This window comes from Chryseobacterium sp. WG23, assembly GCF_024586575.1.
Lineage (GTDB): Bacteria > Bacteroidota > Bacteroidia > Flavobacteriales > Weeksellaceae > Chryseobacterium.
Map to the genome: position 1 here is coordinate 136707 of NZ_JALCZE010000002.1, position 21124 is coordinate 157830.

The window sequence follows — 21124 nt, forward strand, 5'->3', positions numbered from 1 at the left end:
AGATTTGGAAATGGGTTCGGCGGGCAGCTTTGCTGCCCGCCGAACCTTATATCTTTATTTAAATCTTTTCTTAAAACTGAATTTAAGACTGTTCATCAATCCGGGTTCAATGATATCAATTCCCAGTCCGAAATTACTGTCTGCAACCGTGTGATGATCCGTTCTGAACTGTTCAAAGTCTTTTTGCGGAATTTCAATGTTAACTAAAGGATTGGATTCTATATAGACACTTGCTCCATTCTTAGTCACTTTCTTACGGCTGCTATATTCGAAATAAGGATTTTTTATGGTGCTTTCCTGCATCGTATATTTTTCTGCGGTATCAATTTTCTGATCCGTATACAAATTGATTTCATATTTTTCACTGTCGAAACTATGCCAGAAAGGAAGGTCTTTATGCATAAAGTCCCTTGCGCTGGCCTTTATTACATTACGGTCAAAATACATCAGAAAACGATTATTCTGCGGATCAACATAATAAGGATTTTCTACTGTAGCAGTATACTGGATCTTCATTTCATTCAGTTTTTTATCATCACTTACTACTTCTATTTCCGCATCTTTGAATACATTTCTGATATCTGTACCATTTCTGTCATTGGAATAATTAAAACCATAAAAAAGGAAACTATTCCAGCTGTCTATGATCTCCCTTTTATTAGTACTTTTAAAATATCTTCTCATGGCATTTGCCCGATTCCCTTTATAGGTAGTAACCAGATTAAGCTTGCCAATATTGCCTTTTACATTGAAATCCACCTTTTCATCTACGCAATAATAAGGAAACTTATAAGGTGTTCTAACTTGCAAGTCCTGATCTTTCTTCGTCTCCAGATAATGTATAAAGAACATAAACCCTCTGTTTTCAATCAATCCAAATTCATCACGGGTAGTAGCATCTACAAAATATTCTTCTCCTTTGTAATTAATCTTCACGACCACATGATTGAAACTTAACAGTGAAGGCAGATAGTATTTAATATAATAATCTGTATTAAAATTTACCAAAACCACCGATGCTTCCACACCGATATAATCAAGGATAACTTTCAGTAAAACCGATTTTGCCTTGCAGTCTCCCTGCTTATTTTCATAAGTTACTAAGGGTTCCTGGGGTTTGTGACCATTCATTTCATCTGCATTGAAAATATAGTAGATATGATTCTGAACATATTCTATGGCAAACTGAATTTTCTCGCCCTGGTCTGCAATAGCATCAATCTTTTCAACAAGATTAGGTGCAAAGTCTCGTAAAGCAGCTTTATTAAAAACTTCATCATAAAGGGGAGCAATATAATTGGAAAGATCTTTCCAGCTACTTTCTGTTGCAAAATCTACATAAGGAAAAATTTCACGCCCTGAATCCACAGGGTTGATATAATTAGGCTTTTCAATCACAAAGCATTGTCCCTGCTTCAGAAATTTGATTTCGGGTTCCAGCACTTCACCTCTTTCATTGCGGAAGAAAGTTTTCTTATAGGCTATGGTCTGCTCCCGGGCATTGATAAAGGTAAATTTAAAATGACCATAAGCCCAGTAATTATCAGGGCTCACCCATACGTATTTTGAAAATTCCTTTCTCAGAAAATCACGGTCTGTAAATTCTTTAATCCGCGAATCTTCCAGAATCAACACATCATATAACCTCAGATCTTTGATCGTAATATTGATCTTTTTATTGCTGCTCAGCACTCCTCCGCTACTCTGGTTTTCACTATCCAGCACTTTAATCCGGGTATCTGGAATTTTGTCCACCAGGACACCATCTCTTAAAACACTGATTCTATGGATCTGATAGACTTCATTTTCTTCTACCACAACATCAGAAACTGAGGCTCTTTCTAAATTTCCGGGCTCATTCAGGGTATAAGCCATGCAGACATATTCACTGTTTTCATTATTGCTTGTATAATATTTTTTATCTAAAAAGTAGCAGTAATCTTTACCTTCTTCAATTTGTTTCCTGGCAAATTCCGAGTCCTTGATTCTATCTATAATTTCCTGGTCTCCAATATTTCCTGCCCACACTTCAGGTTTTTGAATCTTATAATTTTCCATTTGAATTTGATTATCCGTATTTCTATTTAATAGTTTTGTTTTTTGGGTATACTTATTAGAAAGTTCAAATTAAATAATTAATAAAATAAAAAACAATAGAAGAACTGCGACAATTCAGGCTGGAAATTCGGCATGGTAATTGCGAGTAAGGTTTTAAAATCAAGTTTTATGAAAAGTATAGCAACAATTCTAAAAGGGACAGTTCCCGCGTTAGCATTATTTGCAATGACACAATGTACAACTACTGCAGGTGCCTCCGCAGCTGATGAAAAAACTTTCATCGTAGGACCACAAACAGCAGACTGTACAGGAGTGGCTCCTATGAAATGTCTGCAGGTAAAAGAAAAAACTTCTGAAAGCTGGACTAATTTCTACAGCAATATTGAAGGATTTACGTATGAACCGGGGTATGAATATGTATTAAAAGTAAAAACTGAAAAAATTGCCAATCCACCAGCTGACGGGTCTTCTGTAAAATACACATTGGTAAAACAGGTTTCTAAAACAAAAAAAGAAGCAGCAGCAAGCAATGAAAAAACACTTATTATAGGAGCACAGACTGTAGACTGTTCGGCAGGTGCAGGACGTATGAAGTGTTTACAGGTAAAAGAAAATGCTTCTGAAGGCTGGACAAACTTCTACACCAATATTGAAGGATTCACTTATGAACCGGGATATGAATATGTTTTACAGGTAAAAACTGAAAAAATAGATAACCCACCGGCAGATGCGTCTTCTATAAAATACACATTGATCAAACAGGTTTCTAAAACCAAGAAATAACACTAAAAAAGCTACTGAAATTCAGTAGCTTTTTTTCCGAAAGAATGAAGTTAAAACTTCGTTCCTTTTTAATATCCTGATTCTTTTTGAGGAGGTTCCGGGTATTTACCTTTGGTGGCTTCCCCTACGGTATTTGCTGTGGTCATGGCAACTACCAGATCATTCAGCATACTGCTTGCTGCAGTAGGTGAATTGGGAAGAAGCACCAGATTACTGCGGGTGCTTGCCCCTACAGAATGTAAAGTATCATAGTGTTGGGTTACCACAATAAGAGCAGATGCTTCATGTGAATTAATCTCTACATTGTTCAGCATTCTTACAGATTCTTCAAGACCTTTTGCAATTTCTCTTCTTTGATCTGCAATCCCCTGCCCCTGCAGTTTTTTAGATTCCGCTTCGGCTTTTGCTACGGCTACAATTCTTATTCTCTGCGCTTCTGACTCATATTCGGCAGCTGTTTTCTCTCTTTCTGCGGCATTGATCCTGTTCATGGCATGTTTCACCTGCTCATCAGGATCTATATCAGTTACCAACGCTTTGATGATATCATATCCATAACTGTTCATAGCTTCCTGAAGCTCTCCTTTTACGGCTACTGCAATATCATCTTTTCTTACAAAGACATCATCCAGTTTCATCTTTGGTACTTCAGCACGCACCACGTCAAAGACAAAAGAAGTAATTTGATTTTCAGGATTTTCCAAACGGTAATAGGCATCTCCCACCTGGTTTCTGATGACCTGGTACTGAACAGAGATTTTCATTTTTATAAATACATTGTCCAGCGTTTTTGTGTCAATCATAACATCCAGCTGCTGAATTCTAAGATTCAGTCTTTTGGCAATCTGATCAATAATAGGAAGCTTAAGGTGAAGCCCTGAATGTTTTACTCCCTGGAATTTTCCAAAACGTTCTATAATAGCAGCTGTTTCCTGTTTTACAACAAAAAATGATGCAAATAAAATAATAAGCCCGAAGAAAATAACGGGTGCAAGATAAATTCCCATAGTTTAAGTTTTTATAATAAGTAGTAATAATTGATGTTTTGTTAAAACACTGGAAGTTATTCCTAAGGTTTTAAACAATTTAAACTCTTTCTATAAATATACTACTTATTTTCAAACTAAACGGTCATTCCTATATCGATACCTTTAATCTTTCTATAGAGATCCGTAGCATAATTATCCGTCATTCCTGAGACAAAATCAATGATTCCAAGGACTTTCTGATAATCTGTTCCGGTTTCATATACAAACTGTCTTGGAAGCAGCTTCAATGCTTTTTTATCATATGATTTTCTTTCGTCCTCAGGTTTCAGGATAGAAGGAATAAAATGATCCAGCAATTCATACATTACATTATATCCTGCATTTTCAATTTCCACTACTGCTTTGTGATTGTAGATCTTTTCTATAGAGAACGATTCTATATCCTGTAAAGCTTTATTCTCAGATTTGTACATATCCAGCAGACCATTATCCAAACCGCCTTTAAGAATAGTTTCAAAATTCTGTTTATAGATTTCAAGTGATTTATTGATCAATGCATTGATTGCTTTTGCTCTCAGGTAAGAGATCTTTTCGTTTTCATTAGAAATGGAAACCAGCTTATCTTTCACTTTATTAATATCGTTACTTTCGGATTTTACCAGCTCAAAAAACAGGTTTTCACACTCGGCAGTTGATACTATCCCCAGTCTGTGGGCATCTTCCATATCAATAATATTATAACAGATATCATCAGCAGCCTCTACCAACCATACAAATGGGTGTCTTTTGAAAATATAGGGCTCCTCGCTTTCAGCAATCAGATGGGTTCCTTTTGCGATTTCCAGGAATATATCTTTCTCATTCTGGAAAAATCCGAACTTCTTTCTATGGATAACTCCTTTTTTCCTGGCAACCGCTTCACATGGGTATTTGGCGATACTTGCCAGTGTGGAAAAAGTAAGCTGAATACCTCCGGCATCTTTTCCCTGCTGCTGCTGGGCCAATACTCTTATAGCATTTGCATTTCCTTCAAAATTAACCAGATCTGCCCATTCCTTTTCATTAAATTTTGATTTCAGATCTTTCTCATTCCTTTCAAAATAACTTGCAATAGCATCTTCACCGGAATGACCGAAAGCCGGGTTTCCTACATCATGGCACAAACATCCCGCAGCAATTACATTTCCTAAATTATAGAGATAAAAATTCTTGGAATCTTCACTAAGTTCATTTTTAAAATCTTCAGCAATAAATTCACCAATAATACTTCCTAAACTTCTTCCTACCGACGACACTTCTAAGGAGTGTGTAAGCCTGTTATGCACAAAAACGCTTCCGGGAAGAGGGAAAACCTGGGTTTTATTCTGAAGTCTTCTGAAGGCAGAAGAAAAGATAATTCTATCGAAATCCCTTTGAAAATCAGTCCTTGAAGCTTTGGTATGCGGATTATTTCCTGTACGTTGATTGGTGAAAATCTGGTTTAAATTCATCATTTTTCAAAATTACTTCAAATTTTAGTTTTATGGAATACTATTTAGATTTTTATTAAACAGCAATCTCATTCAAAAAATCTATTATAATCACTGTTTTTTCGGTAGAAAAAACCAGCAGAAAAGGCTTTACATTTGGGAAGACTTTAAAAACTTGGCTTTACCTATTATTGATTTAAAAAAAATTACCAATGAAAGACAATGCATGGCTTGAGAAATGGGATGAAAGATACAACAATGAAGAGTTCGTATACGGAACAGATCCCAATCTTTATCTGCAAGCACAATTAAAACAATTAAAGCCCGGTTCTATCCTCTTCCCTGCCGATGGTGAGGGACGAAATTCCGTTTATGCTGCTCTTCAGGGATGGAAAGCATCAGCATTTGACATCAGTACTGAAGGGCAGAAGAAAGCACTGCAGCTCGCAGAACAAAACCAGGTAGCTATTGATTATCAGGTAGGCGAATTATCAACCTTAGGATATCAGGAGCAACAGTTCGATGCTATTGCTCTTATCTATGCTCATTTTCCTGCTGAAATAAAATCATCAATCCATAGAATACTTGATGTGTATCTTCGCAAAGGCGGTTTTATTATTTTTGAAGCTTTCAGTAAGAATCATCTTGATTATATTGCAAGAAATGCCAGTGTAGGAGGTCCGAAAGATATTGAATCGTTATTCTCCATTGATGAGATCAAAGCTGATTTTCCTGGTTATGATATTGTGGAGCTGATAGAAACAGAAATAGAACTTAAAGAAGGTTTATTTCACAACGGAACCGGTTCTGTAATACGGTTTGCAGGAAGGAAGCAATAATTACAGATAAAGAATAAGCACAGGTCAGCATATTTTTTGAATATTCTGACCTTTTCAGTATTGGATAAAACAATGATTCACTTGGAATAGTATTTGGACTTTTCATAAAAAAGAAAGCTATGCCTGAAGGACCATCTATAATTCTAATGAAAGAAAACCTGCAGCAGTTTGTCGGCCAAAAGGTAACAGAAGCTTCAGGTAATGCCAAATTTGACAAAGAACCATTTGTGGGTCAGCCCCTTCTGGAAATCCGTACTTTTGGAAAGCAGACGTATCTGGTTTTTGAAAAAGCGGCTATTCGTATTCACTTGTTAATGTTTGGCTCTTACAGTATTAATGAGCAGACGAAACCGGACAAAAGCTTACGTTTAGCCTTAATCTTTTCAACGGGTGGTATATACTTTTATACCTGTTCTGTAAAACCTGTTGAGAAGGAACACCTTTCTTCAATAGACTGGGAAGCCGATGTACTGAGTGACTGCTGGAATCCTGCAAAAGCAAAAAAGAAACTGAAGTCAAACCCTGAAATGATGGTTTGCGATGCCCTGATGGATCAGAATATATTTTCGGGAGTAGGTAATATTATTAAAAACGAAGTGCTTTTCAGAATCGGCGTTCAGCCCGAAAGCTTACTTGGAAACCTTCCCGATAAAAAGCTAAAAGAACTTATTGCAGAGGCCAGAAATTACAGCTTCGATTTCCTGGAATGGAAAAGAGAATTTACGCTGAAAAAACACTGGCAGGTTCATACAAAAACAATATGCCCAATATGCGGATTAAAACTGGTCAAGAAACAGACCGGCTTAGGCAAAAGACGAAGTTTCTATTGCGAAAAAGACCAAAAACTGTATGGATAACCATTAATCCGATTTAAAAATCCACCGGCATATTTTGTGAAAAATTCTTCCCTGTATACTTCCCCTATCGGAATTTCCGATACATCAATGTATAGAGTATGATTATCAAAGGAGTCAATATAGTTTATATTGACAACATATGATTTGCTGACCCGTATAAAAGTTTCTCCGGAGATCTTCTGATGGATGGTTTTCCCAAAAAAGTATTAGTACGGAAAAACATTCTTGCCAACGGAAGACTTTCTCTGGGAACGGAGATGGATAATACTTCCTTTTATATGTACAAGAATAGCAGGACCTATGAATTCCGTCAGCTGGAGATCAATTCCGGGGTTATTTATGAACACAGCCTTGGCAATAATTTAACAGGAACATTAAAAACCGGAATGAGGACCGTTCCGCAAGCCAGAGCCTTTGATAAAGAAGAATCTTTCAAAGACTATATTTTTGAAGCCCGCTACAAACCTTCATTCTATTTCAATGTCGGAATATCTTATAATCCTTTTGGAAAACCCAGAGTAAAATAATCTCCGGTTTCCGGAGAAGCCTGAAAAATTCCGTAAAATAAGGCTTAATGGGTTCCCATTTTTGAAAATACATTGATGATAATTACTCCAAGCACAATAAGTACAATCCCAATAATGGCAGGAAGATCCGGCACCTGTTTAAAGACAATAATTCCAATCATGGTTATAAACACAATTCCTACTCCAGACCAGATGGCATAGGTAATGCCTACAGGAATATCACGAAGGGTAAGGCTCAGACAGTAAAAAGCAGAAGCATATCCTATTACCGTGACAACGGAAGGCCATAGTTTAGAAAATTCTTCCGATTTTTTCAGAAAAGTAGTGGCTATAATCTCAAATACAATTGCTAAAGCCAGAAAAATATAACTTCGTCCCATCATTTATTCTTTATACAAATGTAATAAAAACAGATCTGTATTCTTTCAACTCCGTTTGAAAGTAAACGAACCTACTATATAAAGATCAGCAGATCCCTCAATCAAATATTTTTCTTTTATTAAAGGGTGTAAACACTAGTTTCTGCTAAGATCATCCCCTGGCAGACATCAAAAACCCAACTCAAGCTTCAACACCTTTTGCTAAACAATTATAATAAAGCATTTTACCTTAGATATAGGTATGACTCATTTTGCAATAATTCCAGCAATAAAGATTTATGACTTCCTATTATCTCTCTCCATATTGACATAAAAACAAGCGCTAAGGTGTCATATAATCGGACAACTGACAAAAAATCACTGCATAAAAACTAACGGTAAAAATAATTTTTCTTAACATAGAGATCTGTTTTACGCTCAAATTTCACATTCAAAAACAGGTCAAACGGACGGTATTATGCATTACATTATTTATTTCTTGTTTTATCAAGTCCAATATAGAAAGCTTTAAACGTTTAACATTTTCACATAATTTTACGGACAGGACAATAAATGCATTAATAAATTCTCAATAATGTATTAATTTTTTGTAAACAAAAATTAACAAATAAGTGAACAAAAACCCTCGCAATACACTGATATACATCATAATATTTTACTTTGGCACGTGATTTGAAAACTGTAATATTGCAATTGAAAGATTGATAAAAAAAAGTCAAATAATTAAAAATAATACAAAATGGTAACTTATATCGGTATCGCAACATGTTTAGTAGTGTTCACATCATATTTCATGACAGTAAGAAGAGAAAGAAACTAATTTTAAAAACACAGTAAGCCTATAGAATATCTATACTAATTATATTGTTTTATGTTTTTAGTCTGAAAATCAGGCCTTGCTCTTTTACTCAACAGGGTAAAAGGGCCCAAAAACATAACAAAAAGATCTTAGTTTCATAACACATTTTAATATCCAAAAGAAAAGCTGAACATACGTTTGGCTTTTCTTTGTTTTAGAGGGTACCTAAACTTTACGATATCCATACATCTTATAGAGCCTGATTATTTTTATCCGCAATATGTCTCTACTGCTGACCTACCTATTTATTCTTTTTCAGGATGAAACTTCATTCAATAAAGTTTTATCTTTGTATTCCTTAAGAATTAACTATTTGAATTGCCACCATGAATCTGTACAATCTTATTATTCAGGACAAAGAACAAGTAAATCTCAATGATGTATTCCTCAATGAAACCAATAAAGGCTTACTGATACAGCTTATCAAGGAAAACACCTATGTGAAAGAGCTACAGGAGTACGGCCTTCCCGTGAATAATAAGATCCTTCTCCAGGGGAGCTCAGGATGTGGAAAAACAATGACGGCAAAAGCAATAGCCAATGCTTTAGGTAAAAATATTATTATCCTCAACCTGAGTAATATCGTTTCCTCGCGTATCGGGGAAACTTCCCAAAATATTAAAATGATATTTGATAAAGCCGCAAGGGAAAGGTCTGTCCTTTTTCTTGATGAACTGGATCAGATCGGAAAAGCAAGAGGCAGCGATGACAAGGATGTAGGTGAGATGAGAAGGCTTGTAAACACCCTGATTCAGTTGATTGACTATTATCCTGAAAATGCACTGCTGCTTTGTGCCACGAACCATCCTGAAATAATAGATACTGCCATATTGCGGCGTTTTCAGCTGAAGATCAATTATGAAATGCCTTCCGCAGAATTCCTGGATACTTTCTATGATCAGCTGCTGGCTTCATTCCCTGAAGGCCTGAATCATATCGAACGAAAATACGGAATTTCTTTTGCTGAAGCGAAAGACCATGCATTCACTGCTGTAAAATCTGCATTAATCGAAAAGCTGGAAGCTAAGGAAGCTCTTCAGTCAGGAGTTGAGAGTTATGAGTTATGAGTTATTAGTTGAGAGTTGAGAGTTGAGAGTGAAAAATAAGGTTATATGTTTCCATTTACCTATACATTTAAAAGAAAAATCACAGCAGACAAAACATTAGAAGATGTAATCAATGCCGTATGCAGCTCATTCACAGAACGGGGCGTGAATGATATCCATATTGACGGCAATACCATCACAGGAAAAGATAATCTTATAAAACTGGATTTTTCACAAAGATCTCTGCTTGTATTATCTCCTGGCAAAGAATATTTTATTTATAATGAAAACACGAAAATTTTAACCTTTAAAACAGAAGCATTTTACCCCATCCTGTTTAATGTAATATATGCAGGAATTCTTTTTTTACTCTTATATAATTTTGTTATCACTTGATCATAGAACTTGTAGTGCCTATCTTATTTTTTATTTTAATCACTATTGTCAGCTATTTTCAACATCAGGAAGTTATTGATAAAGCTTCCAGAATTTTAAATGAACACCAGGTTTAAACCTTATTAAAAAACACCCATCCTTTAGTCTACAAATTCGGTATACTTTTTGATTCATAAAACATTAATAACCAAACAAATGCATTTATGATTAAAAAATTACTCTCGGGCTGTCTGCTGATGACAGTATTATTCTTTTTTTCATGTGAAAAGGAAAACACACAGATGAAAAGTGAAATCTCCATTGAAACTATTTCAATTATAACCTGCCTTACTATGGGTGTTGCCATATTAGTTGCATACAGCTATAGAAGAAGGTAACTAAATAACAAACTATAATACATTAAGGGCACCTCTTAAAACTGAGAGGTGCTTTATTTTTTATCATAGAAGAACAACATTAATGATATCTCAGCCGGATTACGGTAAAATCCTTAGTTGAAAAAAGCAGCATTAAAATTCAACTTAATAAGGAATATTTTAATGAAATTATTACTGTTATTATTTTAAATATAAATATAAAAAAAGCCATTATACAAATAAAATAAATCAATTTTCAAACAGCACAAACCCGGTATAATTATTGATTTTAAAATATTAAAAATCAAACAAATGCACTTATGAATGAAAAAAAACCATTGAGATATCTGTGGATCACAGTATCTTTTCTTTTTTCGTGTTCCCAGCAAAATACATCAGAAAACAAAAGCGAAATTTCAATGGAAACCATTTCGATGATCACCTTCGTTTTGGTGGGAATTGCAATTTTAGCGGCTTATCCCCGCAAGAAAAAGTAACAGGGCTTGAAATGTTCAATAAAGAAGCTGTCCCAAAAGGTCACTGTGTTCCGCCAAGTCTCCTGACTTTGAGGCAAATAAAAACCACTATAAAGTATATAATTTACAACTTCGTTAATTATCTTGATAAAAACCAAATATGAAAGAAGGATATGTTATCAGAGAGCAGAAAAGACCTCACTTTTTCACCTGTACTATTATTGACTGGATAGATATTTTTACCCGAAAACATATCGGGATACTATTATAGAATGTTTAGGATTCTGCATCAAAAACAAGGGAATGGTTCTTTACGGCTATGTCATCATGAGCAACATTTACCTTTTATTGTACGGTCAAAAGATGGAAAACTTTCTGATCTAATCAGAGATTTTAAAAAATTTACAGCGAAACAAATATTAGAAAAAATGCAAACAGAAGCGGAAAGCCGAACAGATTGGATTTTAGAACGATTTGCCAAAGCTATTGATACTCATTCAAGAAACAAAAATTTTCAGGTTTGGCAATATGGAAATCATGCTGAGGAAATCTTCAGCTTAAAGTTCTTGTGGGATAAATTAAATTATATACACCTGAATCCAGTTCGTGCCGGAATTGTAGCAAAAGCAAATCATTATATTTATTCTTCAGCAACCAATTATTCTAATGGAACAGGAATAATCATTAATTGAAATTGCAGAAAATCCAGTGATTAATGTAAATAGAAGTTCTGAATGCTGGAAATACAACAATTATGATGAATAATAACTTACTCAAAGTCAGGAGACTTTGCGTAGCTAAGTTGTCATTGGAAGGCAACCGGAATTTTCGCAGGAAAAAACTGAATATCCAAACGATATTATTGGAAATAAATTTTTGATCGAAGGAACTGATATATTAAAGCTTAGAAACGGGAAAATTTATGAATGCTGGACACAAAGCAATATTGTTACAAAAAATTAATAAAAAACAAAAATCCCTCTCATTACGAAAGGGATTTGTTATATCTGGAAAAAATTCTATTACATATAAGCTTCGATAGGCTCACAAGTACATACTAAATTTCTATCTCCGTATGCTTCATCTACTCTTGATACAGAAGCGAAGAATTTGTGGTCTCTTACCCAGTCTAATGGATAAGCTGCCTTTTCTCTGCTGTATGGCTTATCCCAGGAATCTGAGATCACCAGCTGCTCTGTATGCGGAGCATTTTTCAATACGTTGTTCGCTGCATCCGCTTCTCCGTTCGCAATTTCATCGATTTCTTTCTTGATAGAGATCAACGCTTCTGCAAAACGGTCTATTTCAGACTTGCTTTCAGATTCTGTAGGCTCAATCATCAATGTTCCTGCAACAGGGAAAGAAACGGTAGGAGCATGGAAGCCATAATCCATCAATCTCTTCGCTACATCAGCCACTTCAATTCCTAAAGATTTAAACTGGCGGAAATCTACGATACACTCATGAGCTACTCTTCCGTGTTCATTTGAATATAGAATAGGGAAATGTGCTGCCAGGATCTCTTTAAGATAGTTGGCGTTCATGATAGCATGTCCTGTAGCTTTTTTCAGACCGTCTGTTCCTAACATTTTAATGTAAGCATAAGAAATGTTAAGGATCAATCCAGAACCGTAAGGTGCTGCAGAAATACCGTCAATAGCTTCTTTAGCTCCAATTCTGATATTAGCGTTAGAAGGAAGGAAAGGAACCAGGTGTTTAGCCACACAGATAGGACCTACTCCAGGACCTCCACCTCCGTGAGGAATGGCGAAAGTTTTGTGAAGATTCAGGTGGCAAACGTCTGCTCCGATGTTCCCCGGACTTGTAAATCCTACCTGAGCATTCATGTTGGCACCATCCATGTATACCTGTCCTCCGTGTTCATGGATTAAGTTGGTAATTTCTTTAATGTTGGCATCAAAGAATCCGTATGTAGAAGGATAAGTGATCATTACAGCTGATAAATTCGCTGAATGCTGTTCTGTTTTAGCTTTAAGATCTTCAAAGTCGATTTCTCCGCTTTCAAGGTTTTTAACGACTACGATTTTCATTCCTGCCATTGCTGCAGAAGCTGGGTTTGTTCCGTGTGCAGATTGTGGGATCAATACTACATTCCTGTGTGCATCTCCTCTTGAAATATGGTATTCTCTGATTACCATTAATCCTGCATATTCTCCCTGAGCTCCTGAGTTAGGCTGCAATGAAGTTCCGGCAAAACCGGTAATTTCAGCAAGATCTTTTTCAAGTTCTGCGATCATTTTCTGGTAACCTCCTGCCTGATCTACCGGTACAAATGGGTGTACACTACCCCAATCTGCCCATGATAACGGTAACATCTGCGTTGCTGCGTTCAGCTTCATCGTACAAGATCCTAAAGAGATCATTGAGTGCGTCAGTGATAAATCTTTTCTCTCAAGACGCTTGATATAACGCATCAATTCTGTCTCTGTATGGTATTTGTTGAAGACCTGTTCCGTAAGAATTTCGTCTTTTCTTAAATTCTCTTCAGGAATACTGTATCCTTCTTTGATTTCTAATTTGAAAGTCTGCTTATCTTTAAACTGGGCAAAAGAAGCCATCAGATCATTTAATTTCTCCAATGTTGTACTTTCGTTGATCGCAATACTAACAACATCTTCTGTGAAGTAATTAAGGTTGATTCTATGATCCTGCATCATTCTCATCAATCTTCCTTTCTCATCTTCATTCATAGTGATTTTTACCGTATCGAAGATCGGCTCTTCTACGGTTTCATACCCTAATGCTTTAAGACCATTTTTCAAAGCGTTTGCCTTGAAGTGGATCTGGTCGGCAATATAGTTTAGTCCTTTTGGACCGTGGTATACAGCATACATTCCGGCCATTACCGCCAATAAAACCTGAGCAGTACAGATGTTAGAAGTTGCTCTTTCTCTCTTGATGTGCTGTTCTCTGGTTTGTAATGCCATTCTTAGTGCACGTTTTCCGTACATATCCTGAGAAACTCCGATAATTCTTCCCGGGATATCTCTTTTATAATCTTCTCTACAAGCAAAGAATGCTGCGTGAGGACCTCCATACCCTAATGGAATACCGAATCTCTGTGAAGTTCCTACCGCACAGTCAGCACCCATCTCAGCCGGAGACTTCAGTTTAACCAAAGCCATAGGGTCACAGGCAACCGCTACCTGAAGATCAAGTTTTTTATAGTTTACGATATCTTCTGTGTAGTCTAAAACAACTCCGTTTTTACCTGGATACTGTAATAAAACACCATAATAGGTCTCGTCAAACTGATGCGTTTTATGATCACCGATTACCACTTCAATTTCCAGTCCTTCAGCTTTTGTTTTCAGTACAGAAACTGTTTGAGGAAGAACAAGGTCAGAAATAAAGAACTTATTGGCTCCTGCTTTTTTCTGATCTTTCGTCCTGTTGTTGAAAAACATATGCATTGCTTCAGCAGCTGCAGTAGACTCGTCCAATAGAGATGCATTTGCTAATCCAAAACCTGTAAGATCACATACTACAGTTTGGAAATTAAGAAGAGCTTCCAGTCTTCCCTGTGCAATCTCTGCCTGATACGGTGTATAAGCCGTATACCAGCTTGGATTTTCAAAGATATTCCTCTGAATTGCTGATGGTAAAAGTGTATTGTGGTATCCGAATCCAATGTAACTTGTAAAATCAGTGTTTTTAGATGCCAATTCTTTCGAGTGGTTCAGCATTTCGTATTCCGAAAGCGGTTCCGAGATCTCAAGATCTTTCTCTAAGCGGATAGAAGAAGGAATGGTTTGAGAAATTAACTCTTCAATACTAGAAACGCCAAGTTTTTCCAACATCGCCTGTTTATCGGCTTCATTAAGGGAAATGTGACGGCTCACAAACTGTTCTGTATTCATTTTTATTTATTAGATTTTGTTTGTAAAAAAGATGGCTAAAATTACAATTTTTTGAACGATTGTACAACAGCATTCAACGGATGCTCATTCACAGAAATACCTGACTGCTTTAATGAAATCTACTTTTAATAACATTAACACTTATTTACCACATTATAAATAACAAACATAGCTATTCTATACACAATACTTAAAAATACAGTTAATTCTATTTCAAATAAAACAGTACTGCATCCATTGAAATATTATAATATGCCAGCTCATATTATGATCCTATTTTTACATTATGAATTATTTATAATTTATCTAAAAAAAGCAGAGTCAATAGGTAAATATGAAAAATAAAGTATGTAATTGATGTAATTCAACAGATTGATTTATAGCTCCAAAAAGGAGCATCCACTGCTATTCATCAGGTTTTTAGAAAATTATGAAATTTTATTAATTATATTTATTCTAAATTAATATATTTGCAACATGAATATGATTACTCCATTTAAAGTACCGCCTCTGGCACCTGTGTATGCATTCCAGAATGAAGAGATGTTCTGTGAAAAGAAATCTTGCTGTAAAAAATTCAAGAAGGGTAAAAGATGTAAAAAATGTCCGGGAAGGAAGAAAATGGCATAAGAAATTAGCTGAAATTCTTTATTAAGATATATACAGCAATTGCCAGTATCACTATTCCCAGAATCAACATTACAATTTTAGGCTGACCAGACTTGTTTATCCTGGTTCTTGGTTGTGGCTTAAACATCTCTTCCACTGTGTTTTTGAATTTTTCTGAATCATTTTCAAAAACTTCTGTAATCGTAATTCCCTGAACGACGGTTTTATGCAAAAGAGAATTTGTGGCATGAAGTAAAAGCTGGAATTTCCCATCTTTAAATTCCGTAATCTTAAATATTCTTTCTCCATACGGCTTTTCCAATCCAAAAGGTAATACTTTCACTACATCTGCATTCATCGTTTGCCAGCTGATGATAATCTCCTCTCCTTTTTTAGCATGAATTTTATTGGCCGAAAAAGTTTTGATTGCAGGAGGAATATTATACCTGAAGCTTCTTTGATGACTTTCTAAATTCTGATCATAGGAATGTCTTCTTGCAGAGTCACTCAACGTTTCATAGGCTTCCTGAATCTCACGGAAACGGTCAGCAAAAAAATCGTCATTATCATTTTTATCCGGATGATACTTTAAAGACAGCTTCCGGTAGGCCTTTTTAATATCCTCTTCAGAAGCTTCCTGTGATATACCGAGAAAATAGTAGTAATCTTTCATTGAGCAGTACAAAAATAAGAATTTATTTTTCTTTGTGTTTGATGTTTACGGTAAAATTTTGTTGGAAGACCGAATCTAAAATCATTGTGAATCAAAGACGAAACAATCGCAATATTATTTTATCAGTTGAAGGCTGGAAACGCAAAGGCGCTAAGTCTTTTTACAACAATCTGTATACTTTTAAGGCGCAAGGATATTATCTGTGATAAAATTTCAGGCTAATCATATTGCTGTACTGTAACTGATCAGCTAAATCTATTCAATCTGTGGGTTAGTTTACATAACGAAAAGTTCCGGCGCGGGAAGCAGAGCTTCCCGCGCCGGAACTAAACAATTTCAATTTAGTATTTCACCTATTATGCTTCGCAGGTATTATCTTTTCTGCAGCATCTTGAACTGAATTCCTTTTTGAATTTCCCTTTCAGTTCCTGATAATCCTCTTCATTCATTTCTCTGATTTTATCTGCTAATCCGAAAGGTGATTTTTCTTTGATTCCGTATTCATCAAAAATACCTTTGATAAATCTTTTTCTTTGTACCGCTTTTTTAGCAATGAGTGCTACGCCTACAACGGCTAGTGCTCCAAGAGCTCCTTTTAATGCTGAATTTTTCATTTTTCTAAATTTTAAATTTTACTACTTCTTATTTTTTATATAGACGAATGAATTTTTAATTTACTTTACTACTTCTTAAAATTTTTAAATTATTCGTTGTTTCTGTTGAAGAATCCTCCGGAACATTTATTTCTCCAGACCTCCTTGAATTTTTCTCTTTCTTCAGGAGATAGCCCCTCCATTTTCTCTCTCATTTTTCTTTCCTTGAAATCTCTCATCCCTTTCCCAAAATGGAAACCTCCGAAAAGAATCTTACTTAAAATAAGTATTCCCATGGCCTGCCAGAATGTAATAGCTTTTACCCCTAAAATTTCGGGAAGCAGGCAGTTCCAAAGCATCATTACAATCCATGTAACGGCTAAGAGGATCAATGGCGGACATAACAATAAAAAAATCCAGCCCTTTTTGTGTTTATGATTCATAATTTCTTTTTCTAACTTTTTAAATCTTCGTATAATCTTCTCAATCTGTTTCTCAGATGCTTCACAGCATAATTTTTCCTGCTGATGATAGTTTTGATGTTTTCACCCTGTTCATCGGCGATCTCCTGGAGGGTTTTGTCGTTCAGTTCATTTTCTACGTAGACCAGTCTTTGTTTTTCGGGAAGTTCATCAAGTGCTTCAAACAGTTTTTTCCAAATTTCATCCTGAAACATCTTCACTTCAGGACCTGCGCTATCATCCATCAATAAAATATCTTTGATGGAAAAGCTTCCGTCTTCATCTTCATAGACGAAATCTTCAAGATTTTCTGTTTTCTTTTTCCGGTAGCGGTCTGTTATTTTATTCGCCGTCACCCTGTACAGCCAGCCTCCTACATTCACAATCTCAGAAAGATTGGTAAGGCTACTGAACTGATACCACACTTCCTGCAGAATATCTTCTGCATCTTCCGTGTTTTTCACTTTAGGACGAATATAAGACATCAGCTTCCCTCCGTAGTTTGAAACGGTTTGTGAGATGATACTTTCTTTCTCCTTCTGTGGCATTGTTACTTTTTCGACAACCTCCATACTGACAAGACGGCTATCCTTTTGGTTTTACTTTAATAAATTTAAAATATTTTTATTAAAATCCAACTTTTCTTTTATCCATCAGATTTTATTTCAGAAAATATATTTCCTACAGCCCAATCATTACTCATATTTCGGGGAGCTCTTTCCTGCTATCCGTTCATACTCCTCGCGCTCGCGCTTTCTTAAAAGAGCCATTGCATGCTGTGGGGTAACCACTGCTATCAGGGCTGGGGTATTTGCCGGCATACTCAATTTTATCGCAGATAAAAGCCTTGCGTCTTAAAACATTTAGTTATTCAATCTTCTTGCGCCTTTGCGCTTATTCCAACCTACACTTCTAAGCTGCTCTTTTTTAATAACACTGTTTAGATTCCTGCGGAATGACAAAGACAGCGCCAGTCAAAAAATTCTGTACTATCCCTTATAGAAAACACACGCCACACTGCAACAGCAAAAGGAAGCGGAAAACATTGAAAATACCTCTGGAACAATTTTATCGCAGATAAAAGCCTTGCGCCTTAAAAACGCTTAGTTACTCAATCTTCTTGCGTCTTTGCGTTTATTCCAACCTACACTTCTAACCTGCTCTTTTTTAATAACACTGTTTAGATTCCTGCGGAATGACAAAGACAGCGCCAGTCAAAAAATTCTGTACTCTCCATTATAGAAAACACATCCTACACTGCAACAGCAAACTGAAAATATTCAAATACCTCTGGAACAATTTTATCGCAGATAAAATCCTTGCGCCTTAAAACGCTTAGTTATTCAATCTTCTTGCGCCTTTGCGTTTATTCCAACCTACACTTCTCCCTTATAGAAAAACACATGCTACACTGCAACAGCAAAAGGAAGCGGAAAACATTGAAAATACCTCTGGAACAATTTTATCGCAGATAAAAGCCTTGCGTCTTAAAACATTTAATTATTCAATCTTCTTGCGCCTTTGCGCTTATTCCAACCTACACTTCTAAGCTGCTCTTTTTTAATAACACTGTTTAGATTCCTGCGGAATGACAAAGACAGCTAGTCAACAACTTTATACCTGTACTTATAAATAGACTTTATATAAGCAAAACGGAGAGCATTTAGCTCTCCGTTTCTTATAAAATGTTATCCTTCTTATTTACTTTTATTAAAGTTTTCTGCAAAAAATCCTAACATAGACTTATAAAGTTCTATCCTGTTGGGTTCTTTTCCAAATCCGTGTCCTTCATCATATTTTACCATATAAGGAACTTCAAATCCTTTAGCACGCATTGCTTTAACAATCTGGTCAGATTCATTGATATTCACTCTTGGGTCATTAGCGCCCTGAACCACAAATAATGGCTTTTTGATTTTATCAATCTGGTACACCGGTGAAACTTCCTTAGCGATTTTAGCCTCCTCAGGATTATCCAGATCATACCAGATCTGTTTTACCATTTCTTTATACGGTTTCCAATATTCAGGGAAAGAAGCAAAGAAGGTAAAGATATTGGATACCCCTACATAATCTACTCCACAAGCGTACAGGTCAGGAGTTTTAATCAAGCCCATCAAAGTAGCATAGCCTCCATGGCTTCCTCCATAGATGGCCACTTTATCTTTGTCTACCCATCCCTGGCTGATGGCATATTTCACGCCGTCTTCTACATCATCCATTGCTTTTCTTCCAATCTGTTTGTACCCTGCTTTTTGGAATCCCTTTCCATAGCCTCCTGAAATTCTGAAATTTACCTGAAGTGTGGCATATCCTCTACTGGCAAACAACTGAGTCTCAGGGTTGAATCCCCAGTCATCTCTGATTCCTTGCGGACCACCGTGAGGATTTACAACCAAAGGAACTTTTTTACCTTCCAAAGCGGCTTTAGGTAACGTAATATATCCATGAATGGTCAGTCCGTCTCTGCTTTTAAATTCAATAGGTCTCATTTCTGCCATATCCTCTTCTTTAAGCTGCGGCATAAGGTCATAAAGAAGTTTTAATTCCTTGGATTTTGTATCATATTCATAGTAAGTTCCGTAGAGTTTATCACTTGCTACAATAACCAGTAGTTTTTCATTATTATCATCTGAAGAAACAATTCCAAATTCTTTATCTTTAAACTGAGCTTTTAATTTATCATCAATTTCCTTGTAAAATTTACTTACAGGAACGGTCTCCCCTTTTACTCCGTTATAACTGATATAGTCCAGTTCATAATTTCTGTTTTTTCCGGCAACACTTATTGAGTTTACATCATATACAGGATGAGAGTATACCTCTTTGATTACCGCATTTTTCTTTAAATCATATAAAACGATTTTTGATTTGTCACTGTCTAAATTAGTAACCACATACGCTTCATCTTTGTTTTTAGAATTATCATTAAACCTGATAATACTGAATGTATCTGACCAATCTGTTGACTTCAGAAGGTTGAACTTCCCTGTTTGTAAATCTTTATAGTAGGTCTTAGTGGTAAGCCCGTTTTCCAGAACAGTATATCCTCTTAAATTTCCGTCCTTGTCGAAAATATAATCATCAATAGGGCTATTGACATCCTTATTTTCGTACAATTGGGTTATTTGTCCGGTAACAAAGTTGATTTTATAGGGTTCAAAGATTTGCTTATTATTTTTATTCATGGTCACCACCACAAAATCAGTATCTTTTATAGGTCTGATTGTTCCCAGGGTAATCCCATCAAACGGTGTTAAATCTTTAAGATTCCCACCGTCAGCATCGGCGGCATATAGGTGGATATTCTCATTTCCTCCTTTATCCTGGGTATAAAAAAGACGGCTTTTATTCAGCCAGCCATAGTTTTTAATCAGATCATCTTTTTCTACAATCGCTTTAGTAATTTTTCCGGTACTGAGCTCTTTGACGTATACGTGATTTTTCTTATCCGTATCTTTTTCTTTGTAGGAAAGGTATTTTCCATCAGGAGAGATTTTAAATGCCGAAGCTTTTGGTCTTGCAAAGTAATCTTCAACTTTATATTTGAACGTTCCTTTATCATAAGAAACAAGTTTCTCCAGATTAGCTTTTGAAGACGGTAATGTAGGATCACCAGGTAATTTGGCTGTTGTGCTTTGTGCGTGGATCATAATAGCTGAGATTACAATATTGGCGGTGGTTAAAATTTTGGAATTTAGATTCATAACTTATGTTTTAAAGTTAAAACTATGTTTTGTATTTACACTTTTAAATCAACAAAAGAATAAACACTTCTTTACAATTAGACATACAACAACCCTAAAACGTTACATTATTTAAGAAAAATTGAGAGAATAATTTTATAAATAAAAAAACAGTCAAAAAAGACT

The 21124-nt window shown here is 35.7% G+C and carries 19 protein-coding genes; 8 read left to right on the forward strand and 11 right to left on the reverse strand.

Annotated features, from left to right (window positions below):
* Positions 1-54: 54 nt before the first annotated feature.
* The gene (locus tag MP477_RS03325; protein ID WP_257189141.1) at positions 55-2058 is read right to left on the reverse strand and encodes a hypothetical protein; all 2004 of its coding nucleotides are present in this window, start codon (positions 2056-2058) and stop codon (positions 55-57) included.
* 168 nt (positions 2059-2226) lie between these two features.
* Here MP477_RS03325 and MP477_RS03330 point away from each other — a divergent pair, with 168 nt between their 5' ends.
* The gene (locus MP477_RS03330; protein ID WP_230040241.1) at positions 2227-2841 is read left to right on the forward strand and encodes a DUF4377 domain-containing protein; all 615 of its coding nucleotides are present in this window, start codon (positions 2227-2229) and stop codon (positions 2839-2841) included.
* A 68-nt stretch (positions 2842-2909) separates the two neighbouring features.
* Here MP477_RS03330 and MP477_RS03335 read toward each other — a convergent pair whose 3' ends face one another.
* On the reverse strand, positions 2910-3848 hold the full coding sequence (locus MP477_RS03335; RefSeq protein ID WP_230040243.1) for an SPFH domain-containing protein: 939 nt from the start codon (positions 3846-3848) through the stop codon (positions 2910-2912).
* 116 nt (positions 3849-3964) lie between these two features.
* Positions 3965-5320, reverse strand: a complete 1356-nt coding sequence (locus tag MP477_RS03340) for a deoxyguanosinetriphosphate triphosphohydrolase (protein ID WP_230040330.1) — start codon at positions 5318-5320, stop codon at positions 3965-3967.
* Positions 5321-5511: 191 nt separating this feature from the next.
* On the opposite strand from MP477_RS03340, the gene MP477_RS03345 reads away from it, so the two are divergent.
* Both MP477_RS03345 and MP477_RS03350 read left to right on the forward strand, forming a co-directional pair.
* The gene (locus MP477_RS03345) at positions 5512-6138 is read left to right on the forward strand and encodes a bifunctional 2-polyprenyl-6-hydroxyphenol methylase/3-demethylubiquinol 3-O-methyltransferase UbiG (RefSeq protein WP_257189142.1); all 627 of its coding nucleotides are present in this window, start codon (positions 5512-5514) and stop codon (positions 6136-6138) included.
* A 119-nt stretch (positions 6139-6257) separates the two neighbouring features.
* Positions 6258-6995: a DNA-formamidopyrimidine glycosylase family protein gene (locus MP477_RS03350; RefSeq protein WP_257189143.1), complete on the forward strand. Its 738-nt coding sequence runs from the start codon at positions 6258-6260 to the stop codon at positions 6993-6995.
* Here the strand turns inward: MP477_RS03350 and MP477_RS03355 are convergent.
* Positions 6962-7183 (reverse strand): LytTR family transcriptional regulator DNA-binding domain-containing protein, encoded by a 222-nt coding sequence (locus tag MP477_RS03355; RefSeq protein WP_373567403.1) that lies wholly within the window; start codon positions 7181-7183, stop codon positions 6962-6964. The genes MP477_RS03350 and MP477_RS03355 overlap by 34 nt on opposite strands.
* Between MP477_RS03355 and MP477_RS03360 the strand changes: the two genes are divergently transcribed.
* Positions 7178-7522 (forward strand): DUF6268 family outer membrane beta-barrel protein, encoded by a 345-nt coding sequence (locus MP477_RS03360; RefSeq protein ID WP_257189144.1) that lies wholly within the window; start codon positions 7178-7180, stop codon positions 7520-7522. The genes MP477_RS03355 and MP477_RS03360 overlap by 6 nt on opposite strands.
* 44 nt (positions 7523-7566) lie before the next feature.
* On the opposite strand, the gene MP477_RS03365 is transcribed toward MP477_RS03360, so the two are convergent.
* On the reverse strand, positions 7567-7902 hold the full coding sequence (locus MP477_RS03365) for a multidrug efflux SMR transporter (RefSeq protein ID WP_257189145.1): 336 nt from the start codon (positions 7900-7902) through the stop codon (positions 7567-7569).
* A gap of 1185 nt (positions 7903-9087) precedes the next feature.
* On the opposite strand from MP477_RS03365, the gene MP477_RS03370 reads away from it, so the two are divergent.
* From MP477_RS03370 to MP477_RS22735, 4 genes are all read left to right on the forward strand, one after another.
* Positions 9088-9828, forward strand: coding sequence for an AAA family ATPase (locus tag MP477_RS03370; RefSeq protein ID WP_257189146.1), 741 nt, complete (start codon positions 9088-9090; stop codon positions 9826-9828).
* Between the two features lie 45 nt (positions 9829-9873).
* Positions 9874-10203 carry a hypothetical protein gene (locus tag MP477_RS03375; protein WP_257189147.1) on the forward strand — a complete coding sequence of 110 codons (330 nt, stop codon included), beginning with the start codon at positions 9874-9876 and terminating at the stop codon, positions 10201-10203.
* Between the two features lie 676 nt (positions 10204-10879).
* A complete protein-coding gene (locus MP477_RS03380) occupies positions 10880-11056 on the forward strand; it encodes a hypothetical protein (RefSeq protein WP_257189148.1) in 177 nt (58 codons plus the stop codon).
* 407 nt (positions 11057-11463) lie between these two features.
* Entirely contained in the window at positions 11464-11727 is a 264-nt protein-coding gene (locus MP477_RS22735) for a hypothetical protein (protein WP_306552704.1), read from the forward strand.
* 330 nt (positions 11728-12057) lie between these two features.
* Here MP477_RS22735 and gcvP read toward each other — a convergent pair whose 3' ends face one another.
* The 6 genes from gcvP to MP477_RS03415 all read right to left on the reverse strand — a co-directional run bounded on the left by gcvP (position 12058) and on the right by MP477_RS03415 (position 20959).
* Positions 12058-14916, reverse strand: coding sequence for an aminomethyl-transferring glycine dehydrogenase (gene gcvP / locus MP477_RS03390; RefSeq protein ID WP_257189149.1), 2859 nt, complete (start codon positions 14914-14916; stop codon positions 12058-12060).
* A 634-nt stretch (positions 14917-15550) separates the two neighbouring features.
* Positions 15551-16198, reverse strand: a complete 648-nt coding sequence (locus MP477_RS03395) for a J domain-containing protein (protein ID WP_230040262.1) — start codon at positions 16196-16198, stop codon at positions 15551-15553.
* 356 nt (positions 16199-16554) lie between these two features.
* Positions 16555-16812 carry a hypothetical protein gene (locus MP477_RS03400; protein ID WP_230040264.1) on the reverse strand — a complete coding sequence of 86 codons (258 nt, stop codon included), beginning with the start codon at positions 16810-16812 and terminating at the stop codon, positions 16555-16557.
* Between the two features lie 89 nt (positions 16813-16901).
* Positions 16902-17234 (reverse strand): hypothetical protein, encoded by a 333-nt coding sequence (locus tag MP477_RS03405; RefSeq protein ID WP_230040266.1) that lies wholly within the window; start codon positions 17232-17234, stop codon positions 16902-16904.
* Positions 17235-17245: 11 nt separating this feature from the next.
* Positions 17246-17800, reverse strand: coding sequence for an RNA polymerase sigma factor (locus tag MP477_RS03410; protein ID WP_228408944.1), 555 nt, complete (start codon positions 17798-17800; stop codon positions 17246-17248).
* Positions 17801-18949: 1149 nt separating this feature from the next.
* A complete protein-coding gene (locus tag MP477_RS03415) occupies positions 18950-20959 on the reverse strand; it encodes a S9 family peptidase (RefSeq protein ID WP_257189150.1) in 2010 nt (669 codons plus the stop codon).
* Between the last annotated feature and the right edge of the window lie 165 nt (positions 20960-21124).